Genomic DNA, 18,458 nt, shown 5'->3' with positions numbered 1-18,458 from the left:
CCTACACGGATGCCGCCAGCGCTAAAAATTGTGCCCTCTGCGAGAGGGCACTTTTGTTTCAGCTCGCTTTCGCCATAATCAGCCGCGATGGGCTGGCCGCTTCAAGGTAGATCGCCACGAACTTGGACGTTGGCGTATGGCTACCATCCCCCGTGCTTTCCAGCGGCACCAGCGGGTTAACCTCGGGGTAATAGGCCGCTGCCTGCCCTGCGGGAATATCAAACGCCAGTAAGGTGAAGTTCTTCACGCGGCGTTCATGCTCATCATCCCAGATCGACACGATGTCGACTTTTTGCCCCGGTTTAAAGCCTAGGCGAATGATGTCGGCTTCGTTGACGAACAGCACGTCACGCTGGCCCTTAACCCCGCGATAACGGTCGTCGAGCCCATAAATGGTGGTGTTGTACTGGTCGTGCGAGCGCATCGATTGCAGGATCAGGTCAGGCAATCGCCCCGTAGCGCGGGTGCGGGCATCCACTAAATCTTGCGGTAATTCGTTGATCCGGAAGTTGGCGCGCTGGGTCGGGGTGTTCCACTGGCGGGCACCCGCAGAGTTGCCTAGATAGAAGCCTCCAGGGTTTTGGACGCGGGTATTGAAATCCTTGAAGCTGGGAATGGTATCGGCGATCAAGTCACGAATGCGCCCGTAGTCGGCGACCACCCAGCTCCAGTCAATCGGGTGTGTGCCCAGCGTGGCAGCCGCAATCCCGGCAATGATTGCAGGCTCGGAGTGCATTTTAGGCGACAGCGCTTTCAGTTGGCCATTAGAGGCGTGGACCATGCTGAACGAGTCTTCAACGGTCACCGCCTGCGGACCTTCGGCCTGGATATCGATGTCGGTTCGGCCCAGACACGGCAAAATGAGCGCTTCTTTGCCGTGCATCAGGTGGCTGCGGTTGAGCTTGGTGCTGATTTGAACCGTCAGGTCGCAATTGCGCAGCGCTTGGGCCGTGCGCGGACTGTCTGGCGTGGCTTGGGCAAAGTTGCCGCCCAGGCCGATGAACACTTTGGCCCGACCTTCGAGCATGGCGTGAATGGCCTCAACCACGTTGTGCCCGTTTTCACGCGGGACTTTGAATTTGAAGCGGCGCTCCAGCGCGTCAAGGAAGGCCACGGGTGGGCGTTCGTTGATGCCCATTGTGCGGTCGCCCTGCACGTTGCTGTGACCGCGCACCGGGCACAGGCCTGCGCCAGGGCGGCCGATATTGCCGCGTAGCAGCATCAGGTTGGCGATTTCCTGAATGGTTTGTACCGAATGCCGGTGCTGAGTGATGCCCATCGCCCAGCACATGATTACGTTTTTACCTTTGAGGTACATGCGGGCAGCGCGTTCGATGTCAACCAAGGTGAGCCCCGATTGCTCGATGATGTGCTCCCACGATGTGGCGTCTAGGCTGGAGATGTAATCGAGCACGCCTGAGGTGTGCTCATTCAAAAAGGCATGATCGAACACGGCCGGTTCGCCTGCGGCGAGGGCGTCGCGCTCCCATTGCAGTAAGAACTTGGCCATACCGCGCAACAGTGCCATGTCGCCGCCCAGTGCCGGGCGCAGGTAGGCGGTGTTGGTCGGGCGGTCGCCGTTAGTGAGCATTTCCAGCGGGTGTTGCGGGTTCTGGAAGCGTTCGAGGCCGCGTTCTTTGAGCGGGTTGACGCACACCACTTGAGCGCCGCGTTTAACCGCCTCGCGCAGCGGTTCGAGCATGCGCGGGTGGTTGGTGCCGGGGTTTTGGCCGAGCACGAAAATAGCGTCGGCATGCTCAAAGTCGTCAAAGGTCACGGTACCTTTACCCACCCCGATACTTTGCGCCAACGCCACGCCGCTGGCCTCGTGGCACATGTTTGAACAGTCCGGGAAGTTGTTGGTGCCGAACGAACGCACAAACAACTGATACAGATAAGCCGCTTCGTTGCTGGCCCGTCCCGAGGTGTAGAACTCGGCCTCATTGGGGCTCGACAGGTTCAGCAAATGCTTGGCAATCAGGCCATAAGCAGCATCCCAACTGATCGGCGTGTAATGGTCGGTTTCGGCGTTGTAGCTCATCGGCTCGGTCAGGCGGCCCTGATATTCGAGCCAGTAATCGCTTTGCTCCAGCAACGCACTCACGCTGTATTTGGCGAAGAAGGCAGCATCCACGCGGCGCTTTGTCGCTTCCCAGTTCACCGCCTTGGCGCCGTTCTCGCAGAATTTGACTAGGCCGCTTTCCGGCGAATCGCCCCACGCGCAGCCAGGGCAGTCGAAGCCGCCATTCTGGTTGGTCTTGAGCATCATGCGCAGGTTTTTCAACGCGTTGTCGCTGGTCAACCAGGCTTGCGCCACACTGATCAGCGCACCCCAGCCACCCGCTGGGCCGGTGTAGGGCTTATAGCGTGGCGTTGGGGTTTTGTCGGCTTGATGATGAGTGCTCATGGCTGAATCTCCTGCACCGGGCTGTAGACCCGTGGCGCGCTTTTTTGCGGCAGATGAATAAGGTTGAGGTTGTGGCGACGGGCCCATTGCAGCGCCAGGCCAGTAGGCGAGGACAGGCTGATCAGGGTTTGAATCCCGGCACGCAACACTTTTTGAATCAGTTCAAGGCTGCAACGGCTGGTGACAATGGCAGCACCGCCGGTTAGGTCGACGTTCTGGCGCACCAGTGCACCGATCAATTTATCGAGGGCGTTGTGTCGGCCAATGTCTTCGCGGCCCATCAGCAACTGGCCATTGCCATCCATATAAACAGCGGCATGCACGGCGCCGCAGTGTTGGCCCAACGGTTGAAACGCGCTGATGCGCTGGCGTAAGCCGTCGAGCCATTGAACGGGCGGCAAGGGCGCGCCGGGCAGTACGTTAAGGTCGGGCAGTGCCTGCTCGACCGCCTCGACGCCACATAAACCGCAGCCGCTGGTGCCCGCGAGTTGTCGGCGTTGCTGCTTGAGGTTCCAGAACGCCCGGCTGGCGATTTCGACGTGTGCGTACTGCGCCGAGCCTGAACCCATGAGTTTGAGATCGTAGATTTCGCTGGCGTGATGAATGATCCCGCTGCCCAAGCTGAACCCGACGATAAAGTCTTCAAGGTCGGTGGGGCTGACCAACATTACGGCCTGACTGATGCCGTTATAGGCAATTGCTAGGGCGACTTCTTCCGCCAAGGCTGTTTCAGCAACGCTACTCTGGTCGAGCGTGGCGTAGTGATAGGTCTGGCTAGCAGTTGGCGCGGGCGATGTGGTGGCGGGCGCCGCGCACAAGGGGCGCTTGGCGTTCATAGGGCATTACCAACGGGTGATATGACCCTAAGCCTAGGCGCGACACTCTGTCGCGTCTAATCGCTAGCGTTGATCTATTGATAGATGCCATCGATCACGAAGGGTTGAGTGATTTTTGGTACAGCGCAAAACAGGCCTCAGCCAATGCCGAGCGCGGCGCTTCGCGGCGCATGATCAAACCCAGTCGCGCCAAGGTTTTAGCGTCTTCGATGGGGTGCAGGCGCAAGTCGTCTGTGAGTGCTTGCAGCCCGCCCTCAAGGGGCATCACCGCACAGCAAAAGCCGCCGTGTACCGCTTGTAGAAGTTGATGAACGGCATCAGTTTGTAACAAAGGATGCGGTGTAAGACCTCGGCTGTGGAAATTGTGATCGATGGACTGACGAAAGTGCATGCCGCCGCTGAGCAGGCCCAGTGGCAGCTCAATCAATGCCTCCCAACTTAAGGGTTGTTCACCAAAGTTGAAGTGCCGTTGGTCGTAAAGCAGCCCCATGCGGGTTTCACCCAGCGCTTGGGAGTCGAAGCGCTCATGGTCTAGGCGGTCCAGATACGACACCCCCACGTCCAACTGGTTGCTGGCCAGTTGTTCAAGGATCTGCTCGGAACTGAGTGCAGATAACTCAAAGCGCAATTCAGGGTGGTCCTGATGCAGGCGTTGCAATAAAGGCAGCGGATCGAAGCTCGACAGCGGCACCACGCCCATACGCAACGTGCCGATCAAATTGCCGCGCCAGGCGGCGGCTTCGGCTTGCAAGCCATCGTAGGCGGCCAGCACCGTACGGGCCCAGGCCAGCACGCGCTCGCCGGGGGCGGTAAAGCTTTCAAAGCGCTGCCCGCGATTGACCAGTTGCAGGTCGAGTTCCTGCTCAAGGCTGCGCAAGCGCATCGACAAGGTGGGCTGAGTGATATGGCAACGGGCAGCGGCCTGACCGAAATGCCGGGTTTCATCGAGGGCAATGAGGAATTTCAGTTGCTTGATGTCCATCGTTGCTCCGCGAATGTTGGTCTACGCTTAGGTCTCTGGATATTTCAACCCTTAGGAGCGTGACTGATGAGCCTTTTAAGCTTTGTGAAAGAAGCAGGTGAAAAACTAGCCCACCTGTTTACACCGGGTAATGCCAATGCCTCGGACGAACTCAAAAAGCACGTAGCGGACGTGGGCTTGGGCAATCCTAATATTAAAGCCGAGGTGGAGGGCGACAAAATTACCCTCAGCGGTGAGGTGGCCACCCAGGAAGAGAAAGAAAAAATCATTCTGGCGGCTGGCAACATTGAAGGCGTGGCCAGCGTTGACGACCAGATCACCGTGGCCGGGCCGACCGTTGTGGCTTCGCGCTTTGTCGTGGTGAAAAAAGGCGACACCCTGAGCGCGATTTCGCTGCAGGTGTATGGCGATGCCAACCAGTACAACAAAATCTTTGAAGCCAACAAACCGCTGCTCAAGGATGTGAACAAAATCTACCCAGGTCAGACGCTGCGTATTCCTGAGTAACCCCTTTGTAGCCGCTGCCGAAGGCTGCGATAAGGGCCGCAGGACCTTCGATCTGGGGAGCGCTTTGCCCCCCATCGCAGCCTGCGGCAGCGGCGACAGGTGTGTTGTTCAAAGTCCTTCCAGCAACTCGCGATAATCCTTCAGTGCCGCAAACTCTTCGGTGTCTTTCGGCCCTTTTTTGCTGTCCGGCTGTTTAACGGCCAACAAGTGACCCACCCCAAACGCGCGGGCGCTGCGCAGAATCGGCAAGGTGTCGTCGATAAACAGGCTGCGGCTCGGATCAAAATCAATGTCGGCTTGCAAGGCATCCCAAAACTGCGGGCTTTCCTTGGGGAATCCGTAATCGTGGGAGCTGATCAGGCGCTCAAAATATGGCGCCAGTTCGATGCGCTCCAGTTTCAGCGATAACGAATCACGGTGCGCGTTGGTGATCAGAATCACCCGCTTGCCAGCCTGCTTGATCGCCGCTAAAAAGGTGTCGGCATCGGGGCGCAGGGCAATCAGGTGTGCAGTTTCGAGCTTGAGTTCACGCACCGGGATAGCCAGTTCGCTGCTCCAGAAGTCCAGGCAGTACCACTTCAACTGGCCTGCATTGTTTTCAAACAGTGGCGTCAGCTCCAGATCCGCCATGGCGCGGCTGATGCCATGCAGTTCGGCATAGCGCTGCGGCAGGTGCTCCAGCCAAAAGTGGTTGTCGTAGTGCAAGTCGAGCAGCGTGCCGTCCATGTCCAGCAGAACGGTATCAATGTCGCGCCAAGGTAACGCTGTCATGCAAAACTTCCCCCGCAGTAGAAAAACATCCGACTCAGACAATCGGAAAAGCCGGGGTATAGTAACCCGTTCATATTGAGGAGCCGCTATGCGCCAAAAACCCACCGTTCTTGCCCGTGAAATTGTTGCCAGTAGCCGATTGTTTCGGGTCGAAGAAGTGCAATTGCGCTTTTCCAATGGCGTTGAGCGTACTTACGAACGGTTGGTGGGACGTGGCAACGGTTACGGCGCGGTCATGATCGTGGCGATGATCGACGACGAGCACGCCATTTTGGTCGAAGAGTATTGCGGCGGAACTGACGAATATGAACTCTCATTGCCCAAAGGCCTGATCGAGCCGGGCGAAGACGTGCTGGCTGCCGCTGAGCGTGAGCTCAAAGAAGAAGCGGGCTTCGGCGCCCGTCAGCTTGAGCATTTGACCGAGCTGTCGTTGTCGCCGGGTTACATGAGCCAAAAAATTCAGGTGGTATTGGCCACCGACCTCTACGAAGAGCGTTTAGAAGGCGATGAGCCGGAACCCATGCGGGTTGATCGGGTTAACTTGCGCGACTTATCGAACCTTGTGCAAAACCCACAGTTCAGCGAAGGCCGTGCATTGGCCGCGCTGTACCTGGTGCGTGATCTGCTGACCCAGCGCGGGGTGTTCCAGTCGTGAGTCGTGTGCATCCCTTGCTGGCCCCAGTCATTGAACTCGCGCACCGTGCGGGCGAGGCCATTCTGCCGTTCTGGCGTGTGGATGTTGCGGTGACTGCCAAGGACGATGATTCGCCCGTCACGGCGGCCGATATTGCCGCGCACCACCTCTTGCTTGACGGCCTGACGGCGCTGGACCCGAACATTCCGGTGCTCTCGGAAGAGGACGCCAACATCCCACAAAGCGTACGTGCAAGTTGGGCGCGTTGGTGGCTGGTTGACCCGTTAGATGGCACCAAGGAATTTATCGCAGGCAGCGAAGAGTTCACCGTTAACATTGCCCTGATTGAACACGGTCGCGTGGTGTTCGGCGTGGTTTCAATGCCCACCAGTGGCCGTTGCTACTACGGTGGCGCAGGTTTGGGCGCGTGGCGGGCGGATGCGGACGTGATCGTGCCGATCAATGTGCGCGATCAGCCGCCAGCGGGCGAACCGCTGATCGTGGTGGCCAGCCGTCGACATTCAAGCCCTGAGCAAGAGCGTTTGCTGGCGGGGCTGGAAGCGGCGGTTGGATCGTTGGAAACGGCCAACATAGGCAGCTCGTTGAAGTTTTGCTTGTTGGCTGAAGGCGCGGCTGACTGCTACCCGCGTCTGGCGCCGACTTCGCAATGGGACACGGCGGCTGCGCAAGGTGTGCTTGAAGGGGCTGGCGGGGTGGTGTTGCAGCTCAATGGCCAACCGTTTACCTACCCGGCGCGTGAATCGTTGCTTAATGGCTATTTTTTGGCGTTACCCGCGAAGGCGCCGTGGCGTGAGCAGTTGTTGGCGTTGGCGCAAGGTTAAAAGTTAAAAGCCCCTCACCCTAGCCCTCTCCCTGAGGGAGAGGGGACTGATTGGGGGATATTGAAGGTTTTCTACACTCTGACGGACTGCGCTGAATCTGAAAACACCTCGGTAAAGCGCCCTTTCCCTCCGGGAGAGGGTTGGGGTGAGGGCTGGGCTATCGATGCAACACATACTGCCCGCTAAACCGCACCGCATCGTCCCCGCCGTCGGCATTGATCATCCGCGTTTCAAGGGTTAAACGTGCGCGGCCATGGCGTTTGTACATGGCCAAAAATTTGTTCCACGCAGCCTCTGATGGGGCATCGCACAGGGCAATGGCGTCTTGGGTCACGGGCAGCGGGTAGCTGATGTGGCCTTCCTGAATCACGATGTGGCCGTCTTCGATCCCGGCTTCGCGCAGGCTCAGGTGCAGCCAGCCCCAACCGGCCAGCACTGCGCCGCAGTACAGGCTGCCGCCAAACATGGTGCTTTTGTGGTTGATGTTGGCTTCGAGCGGCAGTTGCAAACGCAACTGCTTGTCGTGCCAAGCAATCACCTTAAGACCCATTTCACGGGTGAGCGGGATGTCGTGATGAAGGATGGATTCCAGATAACGGCTGTCGCGGCTCATGCAGGGGCATCCTGTTCAGGTCAATCAAGTTCATCAGTGTGGGGGTGGCTGCCACTTTCGAAGTTCAGCCCGTGTTTGCGCAATTTGTCATGCAGTGTCTTGCGCGGTATGCCCAGCGCTTGCGCCAGGCTGCGCATCGAGCTGTGCGAGCGTTCGAGTTCAGCCGCGATCAGGCTCTTTTCAAAGTGCTCAACCTGCTCGCTCAAGCTGCCCGAGATTTCAAGGTCCGACGGCTGGGCGCTTTCGTCCGCGCCATTGTCCAGAGACAACTCCAACCCCAAAGCGAAGCGTTCTGCGACGTTTTGCAGTTCGCGCACATTACCCGGCCAACTGTGACGCAGTAACAAGGCACGCTGTACTGGCTGCAATACGTTGGGCGTCAGGCCGTGGCGGGCGCTGGCTTCGTCGGCGAAGTGTTGAAACAGCATCAGGGCGTCTTCACCTCGTTCACGCAACGGCGCGATACGTAGAGGGGCGACGTTCAGTCGGTAGTACAAGTCGGCGCGGAACCGGCCTTGATCGGCTGCCTGGCGCAGGTCTTCCTTGGTCGCGGCGATAACCCGAATATCCAGCGGGATTAGCTGATTGCCGCCCAAACGCTCAACCACCCGTTCTTGCAGCATGCGCAGCAGTTTGACCTGTACATCCATGCTCATGCTTTCGATTTCGTCGAGGAACAGCGTGCCGCCATTGGCGAATTCGAATTTGCCGATGCGACGCTTTTGCGCGCCGGTAAAGGCGCCGGGTTCATGGCCGAACAGCTCGCTTTCGACCACCGATTCGGCCAGCGCGCCCGCGTTGATCGCCACAAACGGTCCGCTGCGTCGACTCGACAGGTCATGTAGCGCGCGTGCAACCACTTCTTTGCCAGAGCCGGTTTCGCCCAAAATCAGTACGTCGGCTTTGGTCGCGGCCAACGCGCCGATTTGCTCGCGCAGACGCAGCATGGCCGGGGAGTGTCCAATCAAGCGGGTGCTCAGTTGCTGACGATCACTGAGCGCCAGGCGCAGGCTTCGGTTATCCAGCACCAAAGCGCGCAGGGCCAGCGCCCGGCGTACGCTGTCGAGCAGCGCGTCGCTGGCAAACGGCTTTTCCAGAAAGTCGTAGGCGCCTGCGCGCATGGCTTGCACGGCCAGCGGTACATCGCCGTGGCCGGTGATTAGCAACACGGGCAGCTCTGGGTCTTGGGCGTGCAATTGAGCCAACAGCTCAAGGCCATCCATACCCGGCATGCGAATGTCACTGACCACCACGCCTGCCCAGTCACGCTGAATGCGCTCGGCAAGGCCGCTCGCTTCGGCCAGCGGCAAGACCTTAAGCCCGGCCAGATCCAGGGTTTGATAGAGCGCCTGACGCAGGTGCGGGTCATCATCGATCAAGATGACCTGAACCTGCGGATCAATGGGTTGGCTCATGATCGAGAGTCCTCGCTAGCTTGCAGGCTTACGCCCGGCGCACCGGCGCGCAGTCGTAGGGTAATTAAGGCACCGCCTTCCTTGTGGTTGGCGAACAACAATTCACCGCCAAACGCGCGAATCAGCGTGTCACAAATGGCCAGCCCCAAGCCCAGCCCCTGAGTGCGGGTTTTAGTGGTGTAAAACGGCTCACCGGCGCGGCCCAAGGCTTCCATGCAAAAGCCCGGGCCGTTGTCGCGAATGTACACAGTGACGCCCTCAGCTGTGGATTGGGCACTTAGCCACAAACGCCGCGGCGGACCTTTCTCGGTGAGGGCATCAAGGGCGTTGGCCAGCAGGTTGCCCAAGACCTGGCGCAAACGTGTTTCCCCAGCTTCAACCCACAGCGTGGCGGCGGGTAGGTCGCGGATCAGCTCGACCTCCATGCTGCGCCGACGCTTGGCCAGCAAGGCCAGCGCATCGTCCAGCGCTGGCTGGAGAGCAACACTTTCCGGGGCGTGCCGATCACGCCGGGCGAACGCACGTAGGTGGGCGATGATCGAGGACATACGCCCGGTCAGTTCGTTGATTAATTTGAGATTGCCGCGGGCGTCATCGAGGCGCTGATGATCAAGCAACACTTCGGCGTTCTCGGCATAGCTGCGGATAGCCGCCAGCGGTTGGTTGAGTTCGTGGCTGATGCTGGCCGACATGGTGCCCAGCGCCGACAGTTTGCCCGCTTGCACCAGGTCATCTTGAGCGCGTACCAGTTCTTGCTGCGCGTGTTCGCGTTCCAGCACTTCCTTGCGCAGGCGCTGGTTGAGGCCTTCAAGGTCTCTAGTGCGCTCGACCACACGGCCTTCGAGTTCGCGGCGGGCCTTCGCTTCAAAAGCAATGCGATCCAGATAGTGACGACGGCGCTGCATCATCAAGCTGATCAACAGCATGACCACCAGCAACGTGGCGCCACCAATGGCCAGTACCGTGCGTACGGGACGATCGACCAAGGTCCGTGGCGCGAGAATGTTCACGCTCCAGCCGGTCTCGTCGATGATCTGGGTTTGCACCAGCCAGGCATTCATGTCGAGGTTCAATGGCTGCAAGTCGCGAGTCGGGTAGGGCAGGATGGCAAAAATATCCTGACGCTCTTGCGGCGACAGTTCTCGCGTGGCTTTGAAGCGCCAATCGGGACGCGAGGTCAGAATGACCACGCCGTTGTTGTCCGTTGTCAGCAATTGCTCCGGGGTGTTGCCCCATAGACGTTCGGTGTGATCAAGGTCGACCTTGACCACCAGCACGCCCATTGTCTTGCCGTTTTCGATCACCGGCGCGGCAAAGTAATAACCGCGCTTGCCGGACGTGGTGCCCAGACCGAAGAAACGCCCCAGCTTGCCAGCCATCGCTTCGCTGAAATACGGACGAAAAGCGAAGTTGCGGCCTACAAAGCTGTCGGATTTATCCCAGTTCGACGTCGCCACTGTGTTGCCGTTGGCGTCGATCAGGTACATGACTTCAGCGCCGGTCTGGCTGCTGATTTCTGCGAGCAACTGATTGGCTTTTGCGATGGCTTGTGGGTCTTCCGGCTCGACCAGCAAATTGCGCAGTGCGGGCAGTTCGCCGAGGATTTGCGGCAGCACCTCATAGCGGTGCAGCGTGCCCAGCAAGTTGGCGACGTAAAGGTCGAGGGTTTGACGGTTTTGCCCGGCCAGTTCACTGCGGTAATAGCGTTCGGCCAAGTGTTGCAGCGGCCACAACAAAGGCGCCAGGCATAGCGCCAGTAGGGCCAGGCTGCGCCAGCGGGGTCTGCGAGGAACTGAAGGGGTCGTGATCATACGGCGCAGTATACCTACGCTGAAACGCTGTAGAAGCGAGCTTGCCTCGCGATCTTTTGCTTTTTAACGATTAAAAGATCGTGAGGCAATCGAGCGTCGACCGGATGCTCCTACAAAGGGCTTTTCAGCGTTGCTCGGCCACGCATGCATCGAGTGCAACGCGCCAGTCTGGCTGGCTGACGTGCCATTCGCGCGCTAGACGGCTGCAATCCAGGCGCGAGTTTTGCGGGCGGGCCGCTGGCGTTGGGTAGTCGCTGGTCGCAATGGGCTCCAGCGTTGCGCATTGCTTGCCTTGGGCTGTCAGGTGCTCGGCAATGGCTTGGGTAAAGCCAAACCAAGAGGTTTCACCTTGGGCCGTCAGGTGGTAAACACCCCATGCCCCGGCCTCACCGGCTTGCCAGCGTTCGATCAAGGCCCGTGTGCTTTGCGCGATGGTGCCCGCCCAGGTGGGTGCGCCAATCTGGTCAGCCACCACGCGCAACTCCGTTTTCTCCGGCAGTAAACGCTGCATGGTCAGCAGGAAGTTTTTGCCGTGAGTGGAGTACACCCAACTGGTGCGCAGGATCAAATACTGCCCGCCCGCTGCGGCGATGGCTTGCTCGCCCGCCAGTTTGCTTTTGCCGTACACGCCCAGCGGGTTGGGTTGATCGTCTTCGGTGTAAGGCGCGGGTTTGCTGCCGTCGAACACGTAGTCGGTGGAGTAATGGATCAGCGGAATGCCGAGCGCTTTCGCTTCTTCGGCCAACACTCCCGGTGCTGTGCCATTGATCGCAAATGCCAGGTCTGGCTCGCTTTCAGCCAGATCCACGGCGGTGTGTGCGCCTGCGTTAATGATCAAGTCAGGCATGTGGGCGCGTACTTGAGCGCGGATCTGTTCGGGCTGGCTCAGGTCCAGCGCGTCGCGCCCCAGCACAATCAACTCGCCTAACCCAGCAAGATGCTTTTGCAGTTCGATGGCCACTTGGCCGGTTTTACCGCTAATCAGGATTTTCAACGGCGCCGAAGGTTGGCTCATGCGATCAGGTCCCGGGCGTCGGTGAAACCTAGGCGTTGGCCTTGGTAGCTGCCGTCCTGAACGCGTTTGCACCACTCCAGGTTGTCCAGGTACCACTGCACGGTTTTGCGCAGGCCGGTTTCGAAGGTTTCTTCAGGCACCCAGCCCAGTTCACGTTCGATTTTGCTAGCGTCGATCGCATAGCGCTGGTCGTGGCCCGGACGGTCCTGAACAAAGGTGATCAGGTCAGCAAACTGCGCGACACCAGTTGGATGCTCAGGTGCCAACTCTTCGAGCAGCGCGCAGATGCCACGAACCACGTCGATGTTTTTCTGCTCGTTGTGGCCGCCGATGTTGTAGGTCTCGCCGACCACGCCTTCGGTCACGACTTTAAGCAGGGCACGGGCGTGGTCTTCTACAAACAGCCAGTCACGCACTTGCAGACCATTGCCATACACCGGCAGCGGTTTGCCAGCCAGAGCGTTGAGGATCACCAGCGGAATCAGTTTTTCCGGGAAGTGGAACGGCCCGTAGTTGTTCGAGCAGTTGGTCAGCAGCACCGGCAAGCCGTAGGTGTGGTTCCAGGCGCGGACCAAGTGGTCAGACGCCGCTTTACTGGCCGAGTACGGCGAGCTTGGCGCGTAAGGTGTGGCTTCCGTGAACAGATCATCCACGCCGTGCAGGTCGCCATACACTTCGTCAGTCGAAATGTGATGGAAGCGGAAGGCGCTTTTAGCCGGTTCTTGCAGCGTCGACCAATAGGCGCGGGCGGCTTCGAGCAGGCTATAAGTGCCGACGATGTTGGTCTGTATGAAGTCCGCCGGGCAGTCGATGGAACGGTCAACGTGCGACTCGGCCGCTAGGTGCATGATCGCCTGCGGCTGGAAGCGCTCGATAATGGCGCTGACAGCGGCCTGGTCGACAATGTCTGCCTGAGCGAATTCGTAGCGGGTATCTGTTGCGATGCTCTGCAGCGATTCAAGGTTGCCAGCGTAGGTCAACTTATCGAGGTTGAGCACGTCGTGCGCGGTGTTCTTGATCAGGTGTCGGATCAGCGCTGAACCAATAAAACCGGCACCGCCGGTGACTAAAATACGCATGTGGATATTCCTTATTCCCTGACGGCCCTAAATCATGTGGTGCGGTTCAGTGTGGCGCAAGTGAGAGCGGTCGGGAAAATGCGGTTTAACGGCCCAGAACTCAGAAACCTTGGTTTTTATATCGATTTATATCTGTTTTAAAGTCTCTTCTAAGCGGGTTTTATGCGATAAATGGATTTTATTGTAGATATATATCGGCTATAAAGACGCCCTGCGTTGACGCAATAAAGACTGGCGTCCACAGTTTGCGGTCTGGCATTTTTATGATCCCATTCACCTCTTCGACGGTTCCCAGGAGTCCTGACGGTTATGACTACTTTGCACAGCACGCCCCGCGCTGACGGCTTCCATATGCCGGCTGAATGGGCTCCACACGCTCAAGTCTGGATGATCTGGCCTGAGCGCCCGGACAACTGGCGCCTCGGCGGTAAACCCGCGCAGGCAGCGCACGCGGCCGTGGCCAAGGCCATCGCCCGTTTTGAGCCGGTGACCGTCGGCGTGTCGGCTGCGCAATACGAAAATGCCCGTGCGCAACTGGATGTGCCGAATATCCGTGTGGTTGAGATCTCCAGCGATGACGCTTGGGTGCGTGACAGCGGGCCGACCTTCGTCATCAACGACAGCGGCGAAGTGCGGGGTGTGAACTGGGACTTTAACGCGTGGGGTGGCTTTGACGGTGGCCTGTACTTCCCTTGGAACCGCGATCAGCAAGTGGGCGGCAAGATCCTTGAAATAGAGCGCTCCGCGCGCTACCACACCGAGGGTTTTGTGCTTGAAGGCGGTTCGATCCATGTCGATGGCGAAGGCACGCTCATCACCACGGCTGAATGCCTGATGAATCGCAACCGCAACCCGCACCTGTCTCGTGAGGAAATTGAAGACGTTCTGCGCGCGCAACTGGCTGTGGATAAGATCATTTGGTTGCCGGACGGTCTGTTCAACGACGAAACCGACGGCCATGTGGATAACTTCTGCTGCTACGTTGCACCGGGCGAAGTGTTGCTGGCGTGGACCGACGACGAGCGCGATCCGAACTACGTGCGTTGCCATGAAGCGATGAACGTCCTGGCCTCCAGCACTGATGCCAAGGGCCGTCCTTTTGTGGTGCACAAAATGCCGATTCCGGGGCCGATGTATGCCACCCAGGAAGAATGCGACGGCGTGGACAAAGTCGCTGGTAGTCAGGACCGTAATCCGTCGGAGCGTTTGGCCGGTTCTTACGTGAACTTCCTGATCGTCAACGGCGGCATCATTGCCCCAAGTTTTGATGATCCGATGGATGCGCAGGCCAAAGTCATCCTGCAAAACATCTTCCCGCAACACGAAGTGGTGATGGTGCCGGGCCGTGAGTTGCTACTGGGCGGTGGCAATATCCATTGCCTGACCCAGCAACAACCCGCGCCGCATAAGGCTTAACTGATTTAGCGCTAGCCTGCGGACTGGATGGTTGCTGGGGGATAAAAGTCGACGAGTCGATTATCGGTAAGGAAAATGTGGTCTTTTGACAAAATTTTCACGAAATTGACACGTTGCCTTAACGACGGCTAGGATCCGCACCAACGCCTGTGGCGATAAGCCATGCACCAACTTTTTTAAAAGACCCTTACGGAGTCTCGTAAGGGTCTTTTTTGTTTCTGTGAAGCAACCACCACTCAATGTTTCAGCTTGATTCCCACAGCGCGTCTCTATTCAGACATAAGGAAAATAAAATGTTGAACAAACGGATAGGTCTACTCGCTCTGGGCGTACTCAGTGCTACCCAAGCCATGGCAAACGATCAAGCTGACGCAAAAGGTTTTGTAGAAGACAGCCACCTCAATGTACTGGCACGCAACGCCTACATCAGCCGTGACTACAAAGATGGCAATCCAGACCGCGCCGAGTGGGGCCAAGGCTTCCTCGGCACGTTCACCTCGGGCTTCACCCAAGGCACTGTGGGCGTGGGTGTGGATGCGTTCGGCATCTACGCGCTGCGCTTGGACGGTGGCCGTGGCAAAAGTGGCCAGGGCGGTATCGACTTCTTCAAACAAGACCATAACGGTAAAGCGGCTCACGACATCGCCAAAGCGGGCGCTGCTGTGAAGTTCCGTGTGTCAAATACCGTGCTGAAGTACGGCGATCAAATGCCTGCGCTGCCGGTATTGATGTACGACAATTCGCGTCTGATGCCAGAAAGCTACACCGGTACTCTGTTGACCTCCAAAGAGATCGACGGCCTGGAACTGAATGTGGGTCGCTTCACCGAGGAGTCGCGTAAAAGTGCTGAAGCGCGTAACAGCGGCGGCCTGAAGAGCATCAACGTGTTCGGCGGTAGCTACAAGTTCACCGACAACTTCTCGGCCTCGTTGTACGGCTCCGAGATGAAAGACGAGATGCGTAAACAGTACGTAGGCATGACCTACGTGCTGCCGCTGGAAGACAAACAGTCACTGACGTTTGATTTCAACGGTTACCGCACTCACTTTGACTCGGCCTATGCGCGTGACGTACTTCAGACTGACGGTTCAAAGAACAAGATCTGGAGCCTGGCAACCACCTACGCTTTCGGCCCGCACTCCTTGCTTCTGGCTTACCAGAGCAGCACCGGTGACATGGGTTACCGTTACGGCGGCTACCGCAACGACCGCGGCGTGGGCGACGGCGGCAACACCATCCTGCTGGCCAACTCCTACTGGTCTGACTTCAACGGCAAAGACGAGCGTTCTTGGCAGTTGGGTTACGGTTTCGACTTCGGTGCCGTTGGCATTCCGGGCCTGACCTACAACATTGCCTACGTTCGCGGCAGCAACATCGACGACGGTTCAGGCGATGGCCGTGGTACCGAGCGCGAAATCTACAACCAGGCCAAGTACGTTGTACAAAGCGGTCCGGTTAAAGACCTGAGCGTACGTCTGCGTGGTTCGTGGTTGCGCGTTTCTAGCAGCGCGAGCGACTACAACATCGGCGGCAACGAAGTACGTGTATTTGTTGATTACCCAATCAGCATTTTCTGATGCGACTGGCCTGATAGCAGGCCGGACATCTGAATAAAAAACGCCCCGAACTGATTGGTTCGGGGCGTTTTTTTGTTGCGCACTTTTAGGCGGTTCTACCGTCTTAGAAATCCCAGCGTGTGGTGACCATCACGTTGCGCGGGTCGCCGTAGTAGGCGGAGGTGTAGAAGCCGATGTTGGTGTAGTACACCTTGTCGAACAGGTTGTTGACGTTGAAGGTCGCCGACAGGTTGTCGGTGATTTGATAGCGGGCCATCAAGTCCACCAGCCAGTACGGGTCTTGGGTGAATTTTTCTGAGCTTCTTTTGCCGCTGTTATACAGCGTCTGCCATCCAGCGCTCTGCCAACGTGCGCCGCCGCCAAGCGTGAGTTTGTCTAGGTCGCCCTTGAGTTTGTAGCTGCTATAGAAACTGACTTGGTCTTGCGGCTCCCAAGTCGAGACTTTCTCGTCGGTGTTGTTCTCGCGGGCAATTTTGTGTGTGTAGCCTGCCTGCAACTGCCAGCCAGGGCTGAGCTCGCCGGAAATTTCTGCTTCGTAACCTTTGGTTTTGGTCTTGGCAGCCATGTACGCAATGTCGTTGCCCGGAACGGCGTTGAAGAGCGTGTCTTGTATCGGCCGGTTGTTTTCATGCACTTCAAAATAGGCAAGGCTGGTGTTCAGGCGGCCACCGTAAAACTCGCCTTTGATGCCCAGCTCATAGTTCTTGCCTTCGTTGGGCTCCAGCATTTTGCGCGTACGGTCCAGGTATTCGGTGTGCGGCTGAAAAATCTCGGTGTAGCTGGCGTATGCGGAGAAGTTGTCGTTGAGGTCGTACACCGCGCCTGCATAAGGCAGGACCTTACCGCTTGCTCGGCTGTCTCGGGTGCCGGTGACCTGGTAGTTGGCGACTCGGGTGCCTAGCGTCAGGTGCAGGTCATCCATGAGGCTGAAGCGACTGGCGATGTAAGTACCCGTCTGGCGGGTGGTGACGTCGTTGATTCGGGTGGGCTGGTTCCACTCGGGTTCGATAGCTTCGCCGTGCCACTGGTAGAAATCGTATGAGTTGTCGAAATAGGTGGCTCTGCCGTAGTCCTTGCCTTTCCACTTGGCAGTGGACAAGGACTGGCCCACCACCAGTTGGTGTTCCCGGCCAAGCAGTTCGAACGGCCCCGAGGCGTACACATCCAGGCTGTCACTGGTGGTTTTGCCGGTGTACTTTTGCGCCCAGATGGAACTCTCGGTGGCGGAGTCCTGAGAGATATAACCCAAAGGCGCGTCATAGCCGTTGATCTGATGGTTGTACTGCGCTTTGGTCACCCAGCCATTGGCAAAGCTATGTTCGAGGGTGGCGAAAACCGTACGGCTGTACTGCGCCCAAGCGCTCCACTTTGGGCCGTTGTTGAACGAGCGGGGCACATCCAGACGGTTGCCGACCGCATCGAACACAGTACGCGAACCCGTCCAGCTTGAGCCTTTTGGATCGCTGTCCTGATAGTCCGCCCCCAAGGTCAGCAGAGTGTCTTCATCCAGATCAACTTCAAGAATGCCGTAGTAAACGCCGGTCTTGCGTGAGTAGTGGTCGAGAAACGACTGTTTGTCTTGATAAGCCGCAACCGCCCGGCCGCGCACGTTGCCGGTTTCGGTCAACGGGCCGCTGACGTCAACTTGGCTGCGGTAGTTGTCCCAAGATCCCGCCCCCAGTTCGATGCTGCCCTGGAAGTCTGCAGTGGGTTTTTTACGAATCAGGTTGATGGTGCCGCCTGCGCCGCCCGCTCCAGTGAGCAGCCCGGTCGCGCCTTTGAGCACTTCGACCCGGTCATAAATGGCCATGTCGCTCAGGGTCTGGCCCGCTGAATATTGGGTGTCCCGCAGGGTTGGAATGCCATCGTATTGGAAGTTGACGATGGAAAAGCCGCGGGAGTAGTAGTTTGTGCGCTCGGCGTCGTAGGTCGACACGGTGATGCCCGGCGTGTGGCGCATCACGTCATCAATGGAGTTGAGCCCGAAATCGTCCATGACCTGACGGGTCACCACCGAAATCGACTGCGGCGTTTCGCGTGGGGTCAATACCAGACGCGTGGCCGTGGCGATGGTGCCCGGCGTGTAGGATCCCGTGCCCTCAGTAACCGACCCCAACTGGTTGGTGGTGACCTGAGTGGCGCCCAGTTCCAGTGACGATGGCGAATTGCGAGCGACCAGCACATAGCCCCCGTTGCTCTGGCGCTCAGCGTGTAAGCCGCTGTTGGCGAGTAGGCGCTCCAAGCCTTCTTCAACGCTGTATGAACCTTCTAGCCCGTCAGTTTTGAGGTGGCGAGCCTGTTCCGTGTCGAACGAAATGGTCACTCCCGCTTGCACGCCAAATTGGGTTAGCGCCTTGCCCAGCGGGCCTGCGCCAATGTGATAAACCGTCTGGCTTTGCGCACACACTTGGGTCGGCATCAGCGCCAGACCGGGCAGGCTGGCGAGGGACGCGCCAAACACCGCCAGCCGAACAGCGCGCGTTATCTTTGTTGTGGCATTGAGAGGAAGCGGGTCCATCGGGTGATCCTTCCGTTAGTCTGGCAGAGAGCCGC

General features: G+C 58.3%; 15 protein-coding genes. 5 read left to right on the top strand and 10 right to left on the bottom strand.

What is annotated here, in order from left to right; genetic code table 11:
- Positions 1-58: 58 nt before the first annotated feature.
- The 3 genes from B347_RS0103835 to B347_RS0103825 all read right to left on the bottom strand — a co-directional run bounded on the left by B347_RS0103835 (position 59) and on the right by B347_RS0103825 (position 4,225).
- Positions 59-2,407: an FdhF/YdeP family oxidoreductase gene (locus B347_RS0103835; protein ID WP_019408387.1), complete on the bottom strand. Its 2,349-nt coding sequence runs from the start codon at positions 2,405-2,407 to the stop codon at positions 59-61.
- Positions 2,404-3,243, bottom strand: coding sequence for a formate dehydrogenase accessory sulfurtransferase FdhD (gene fdhD / locus B347_RS0103830; RefSeq protein ID WP_019408386.1), 840 nt, complete (start codon positions 3,241-3,243; stop codon positions 2,404-2,406). Before fdhD ends, B347_RS0103835 begins: the two co-directional genes overlap by 4 nt.
- A gap of 94 nt (positions 3,244-3,337) precedes the next feature.
- Entirely contained in the window at positions 3,338-4,225 is an 888-nt protein-coding gene (locus B347_RS0103825; RefSeq protein ID WP_019408385.1) for a LysR family transcriptional regulator, read from the bottom strand.
- A 66-nt stretch (positions 4,226-4,291) separates the two neighbouring features.
- Here B347_RS0103825 and lysM point away from each other — a divergent pair, with 66 nt between their 5' ends.
- Positions 4,292-4,732, top strand: coding sequence for a peptidoglycan-binding protein LysM (gene lysM, locus B347_RS0103820; RefSeq protein WP_019408384.1), 441 nt, complete (start codon positions 4,292-4,294; stop codon positions 4,730-4,732).
- 108 nt (positions 4,733-4,840) lie between these two features.
- On the opposite strand, the gene yrfG is transcribed toward lysM, so the two are convergent.
- Positions 4,841-5,503 (bottom strand): GMP/IMP nucleotidase, encoded by a 663-nt coding sequence (gene yrfG, locus B347_RS0103815; protein ID WP_019408383.1) that lies wholly within the window; start codon positions 5,501-5,503, stop codon positions 4,841-4,843.
- Positions 5,504-5,591: 88 nt separating this feature from the next.
- Here yrfG and nudE point away from each other — a divergent pair, with 88 nt between their 5' ends.
- Positions 5,592-6,158 (top strand): ADP compounds hydrolase NudE, encoded by a 567-nt coding sequence (gene nudE, locus B347_RS0103810; RefSeq protein WP_019408382.1) that lies wholly within the window; start codon positions 5,592-5,594, stop codon positions 6,156-6,158.
- A complete protein-coding gene (gene cysQ, locus B347_RS0103805; protein WP_026013976.1) occupies positions 6,155-6,979 on the top strand; it encodes a 3'(2'),5'-bisphosphate nucleotidase CysQ in 825 nt (274 codons plus the stop codon). Before nudE ends, cysQ begins: the two co-directional genes overlap by 4 nt.
- A gap of 157 nt (positions 6,980-7,136) precedes the next feature.
- On the opposite strand, the gene B347_RS0103800 is transcribed toward cysQ, so the two are convergent.
- From B347_RS0103800 to rfbB, 5 genes are all read right to left on the bottom strand, one after another.
- Complete coding sequence (locus tag B347_RS0103800) at positions 7,137-7,592, bottom strand: thioesterase domain-containing protein (protein WP_019408380.1); 456 nt, start codon at positions 7,590-7,592, stop codon at positions 7,137-7,139.
- Between the two features lie 20 nt (positions 7,593-7,612).
- Complete coding sequence (locus tag B347_RS0103795) at positions 7,613-9,007, bottom strand: sigma-54-dependent transcriptional regulator (protein ID WP_019408379.1); 1,395 nt, start codon at positions 9,005-9,007, stop codon at positions 7,613-7,615.
- On the bottom strand, positions 9,004-10,818 hold the full coding sequence (locus tag B347_RS0103790) for a sensor histidine kinase (protein ID WP_019408378.1): 1,815 nt from the start codon (positions 10,816-10,818) through the stop codon (positions 9,004-9,006). The genes B347_RS0103795 and B347_RS0103790 overlap by 4 nt, the downstream gene beginning before the upstream one ends.
- A gap of 124 nt (positions 10,819-10,942) precedes the next feature.
- Positions 10,943-11,812: a dTDP-4-dehydrorhamnose reductase gene (rfbD, locus tag B347_RS0103785; RefSeq protein ID WP_026013975.1), complete on the bottom strand. Its 870-nt coding sequence runs from the start codon at positions 11,810-11,812 to the stop codon at positions 10,943-10,945.
- A gap of 17 nt (positions 11,813-11,829) precedes the next feature.
- A complete protein-coding gene (gene rfbB / locus B347_RS0103780; RefSeq protein WP_019408376.1) occupies positions 11,830-12,912 on the bottom strand; it encodes a dTDP-glucose 4,6-dehydratase in 1,083 nt (360 codons plus the stop codon).
- A 309-nt stretch (positions 12,913-13,221) separates the two neighbouring features.
- On the opposite strand from rfbB, the gene aguA reads away from it, so the two are divergent.
- On the top strand, positions 13,222-14,328 hold the full coding sequence (gene aguA / locus B347_RS0103775) for an agmatine deiminase (protein ID WP_019408375.1): 1,107 nt from the start codon (positions 13,222-13,224) through the stop codon (positions 14,326-14,328).
- Positions 14,329-14,621: 293 nt separating this feature from the next.
- Positions 14,622-15,905 (top strand): OprD family porin, encoded by a 1,284-nt coding sequence (locus B347_RS0103770; protein WP_019408374.1) that lies wholly within the window; start codon positions 14,622-14,624, stop codon positions 15,903-15,905.
- 103 nt (positions 15,906-16,008) lie between these two features.
- Here B347_RS0103770 and B347_RS0103765 read toward each other — a convergent pair whose 3' ends face one another.
- The gene (locus B347_RS0103765) at positions 16,009-18,423 is read right to left on the bottom strand and encodes a TonB-dependent siderophore receptor (RefSeq protein WP_019408373.1); all 2,415 of its coding nucleotides are present in this window, start codon (positions 18,421-18,423) and stop codon (positions 16,009-16,011) included.
- Positions 18,424-18,458: the final 35 nt, after the last annotated feature.

Origin of the sequence: Pseudomonas psychrophila HA-4 (assembly GCF_000282975.1) — a bacterium.
Classification (GTDB): Bacteria; Pseudomonadota; Gammaproteobacteria; order Pseudomonadales; family Pseudomonadaceae; genus Aquipseudomonas; species Aquipseudomonas psychrophila_A.
The sequence above is the reverse complement of the archived record's forward strand: the minus strand, read 5'-3'. Positions and strand labels throughout refer to the sequence as shown.

Excerpts from the sequence above, each read along its gene's own strand:
- B347_RS0103835 (WP_019408387.1), bottom strand. The coding sequence starts at position 2,407 with ATGAGCACTCATCATCAAGCCGACAAAACCCCAACGCCACGCTATAAG.
- fdhD (WP_019408386.1), bottom strand. The coding sequence starts at position 3,243 with ATGAACGCCAAGCGCCCCTTGTGCGCGGCGCCCGCCACCACATCGCCC.
- B347_RS0103825 (WP_019408385.1), bottom strand. The coding sequence starts at position 4,225 with ATGGACATCAAGCAACTGAAATTCCTCATTGCCCTCGATGAAACCCGG.
- lysM (WP_019408384.1), top strand. The coding sequence starts at position 4,292 with ATGAGCCTTTTAAGCTTTGTGAAAGAAGCAGGTGAAAAACTAGCCCAC.
- yrfG (WP_019408383.1), bottom strand. The coding sequence starts at position 5,503 with ATGACAGCGTTACCTTGGCGCGACATTGATACCGTTCTGCTGGACATG.
- nudE (WP_019408382.1), top strand. The coding sequence starts at position 5,592 with ATGCGCCAAAAACCCACCGTTCTTGCCCGTGAAATTGTTGCCAGTAGC.
- B347_RS0103800 (WP_019408380.1), bottom strand. The coding sequence starts at position 7,592 with ATGAGCCGCGACAGCCGTTATCTGGAATCCATCCTTCATCACGACATC.
- B347_RS0103795 (WP_019408379.1), bottom strand. The coding sequence starts at position 9,007 with ATGAGCCAACCCATTGATCCGCAGGTTCAGGTCATCTTGATCGATGAT.
- B347_RS0103790 (WP_019408378.1), bottom strand. The coding sequence starts at position 10,818 with ATGATCACGACCCCTTCAGTTCCTCGCAGACCCCGCTGGCGCAGCCTG.
- rfbB (WP_019408376.1), bottom strand. The coding sequence starts at position 12,912 with ATGCGTATTTTAGTCACCGGCGGTGCCGGTTTTATTGGTTCAGCGCTG.
- aguA (WP_019408375.1), top strand. The coding sequence starts at position 13,222 with ATGACTACTTTGCACAGCACGCCCCGCGCTGACGGCTTCCATATGCCG.
- B347_RS0103770 (WP_019408374.1), top strand. The coding sequence starts at position 14,622 with ATGTTGAACAAACGGATAGGTCTACTCGCTCTGGGCGTACTCAGTGCT.
- B347_RS0103765 (WP_019408373.1), bottom strand. The coding sequence starts at position 18,423 with ATGGACCCGCTTCCTCTCAATGCCACAACAAAGATAACGCGCGCTGTT.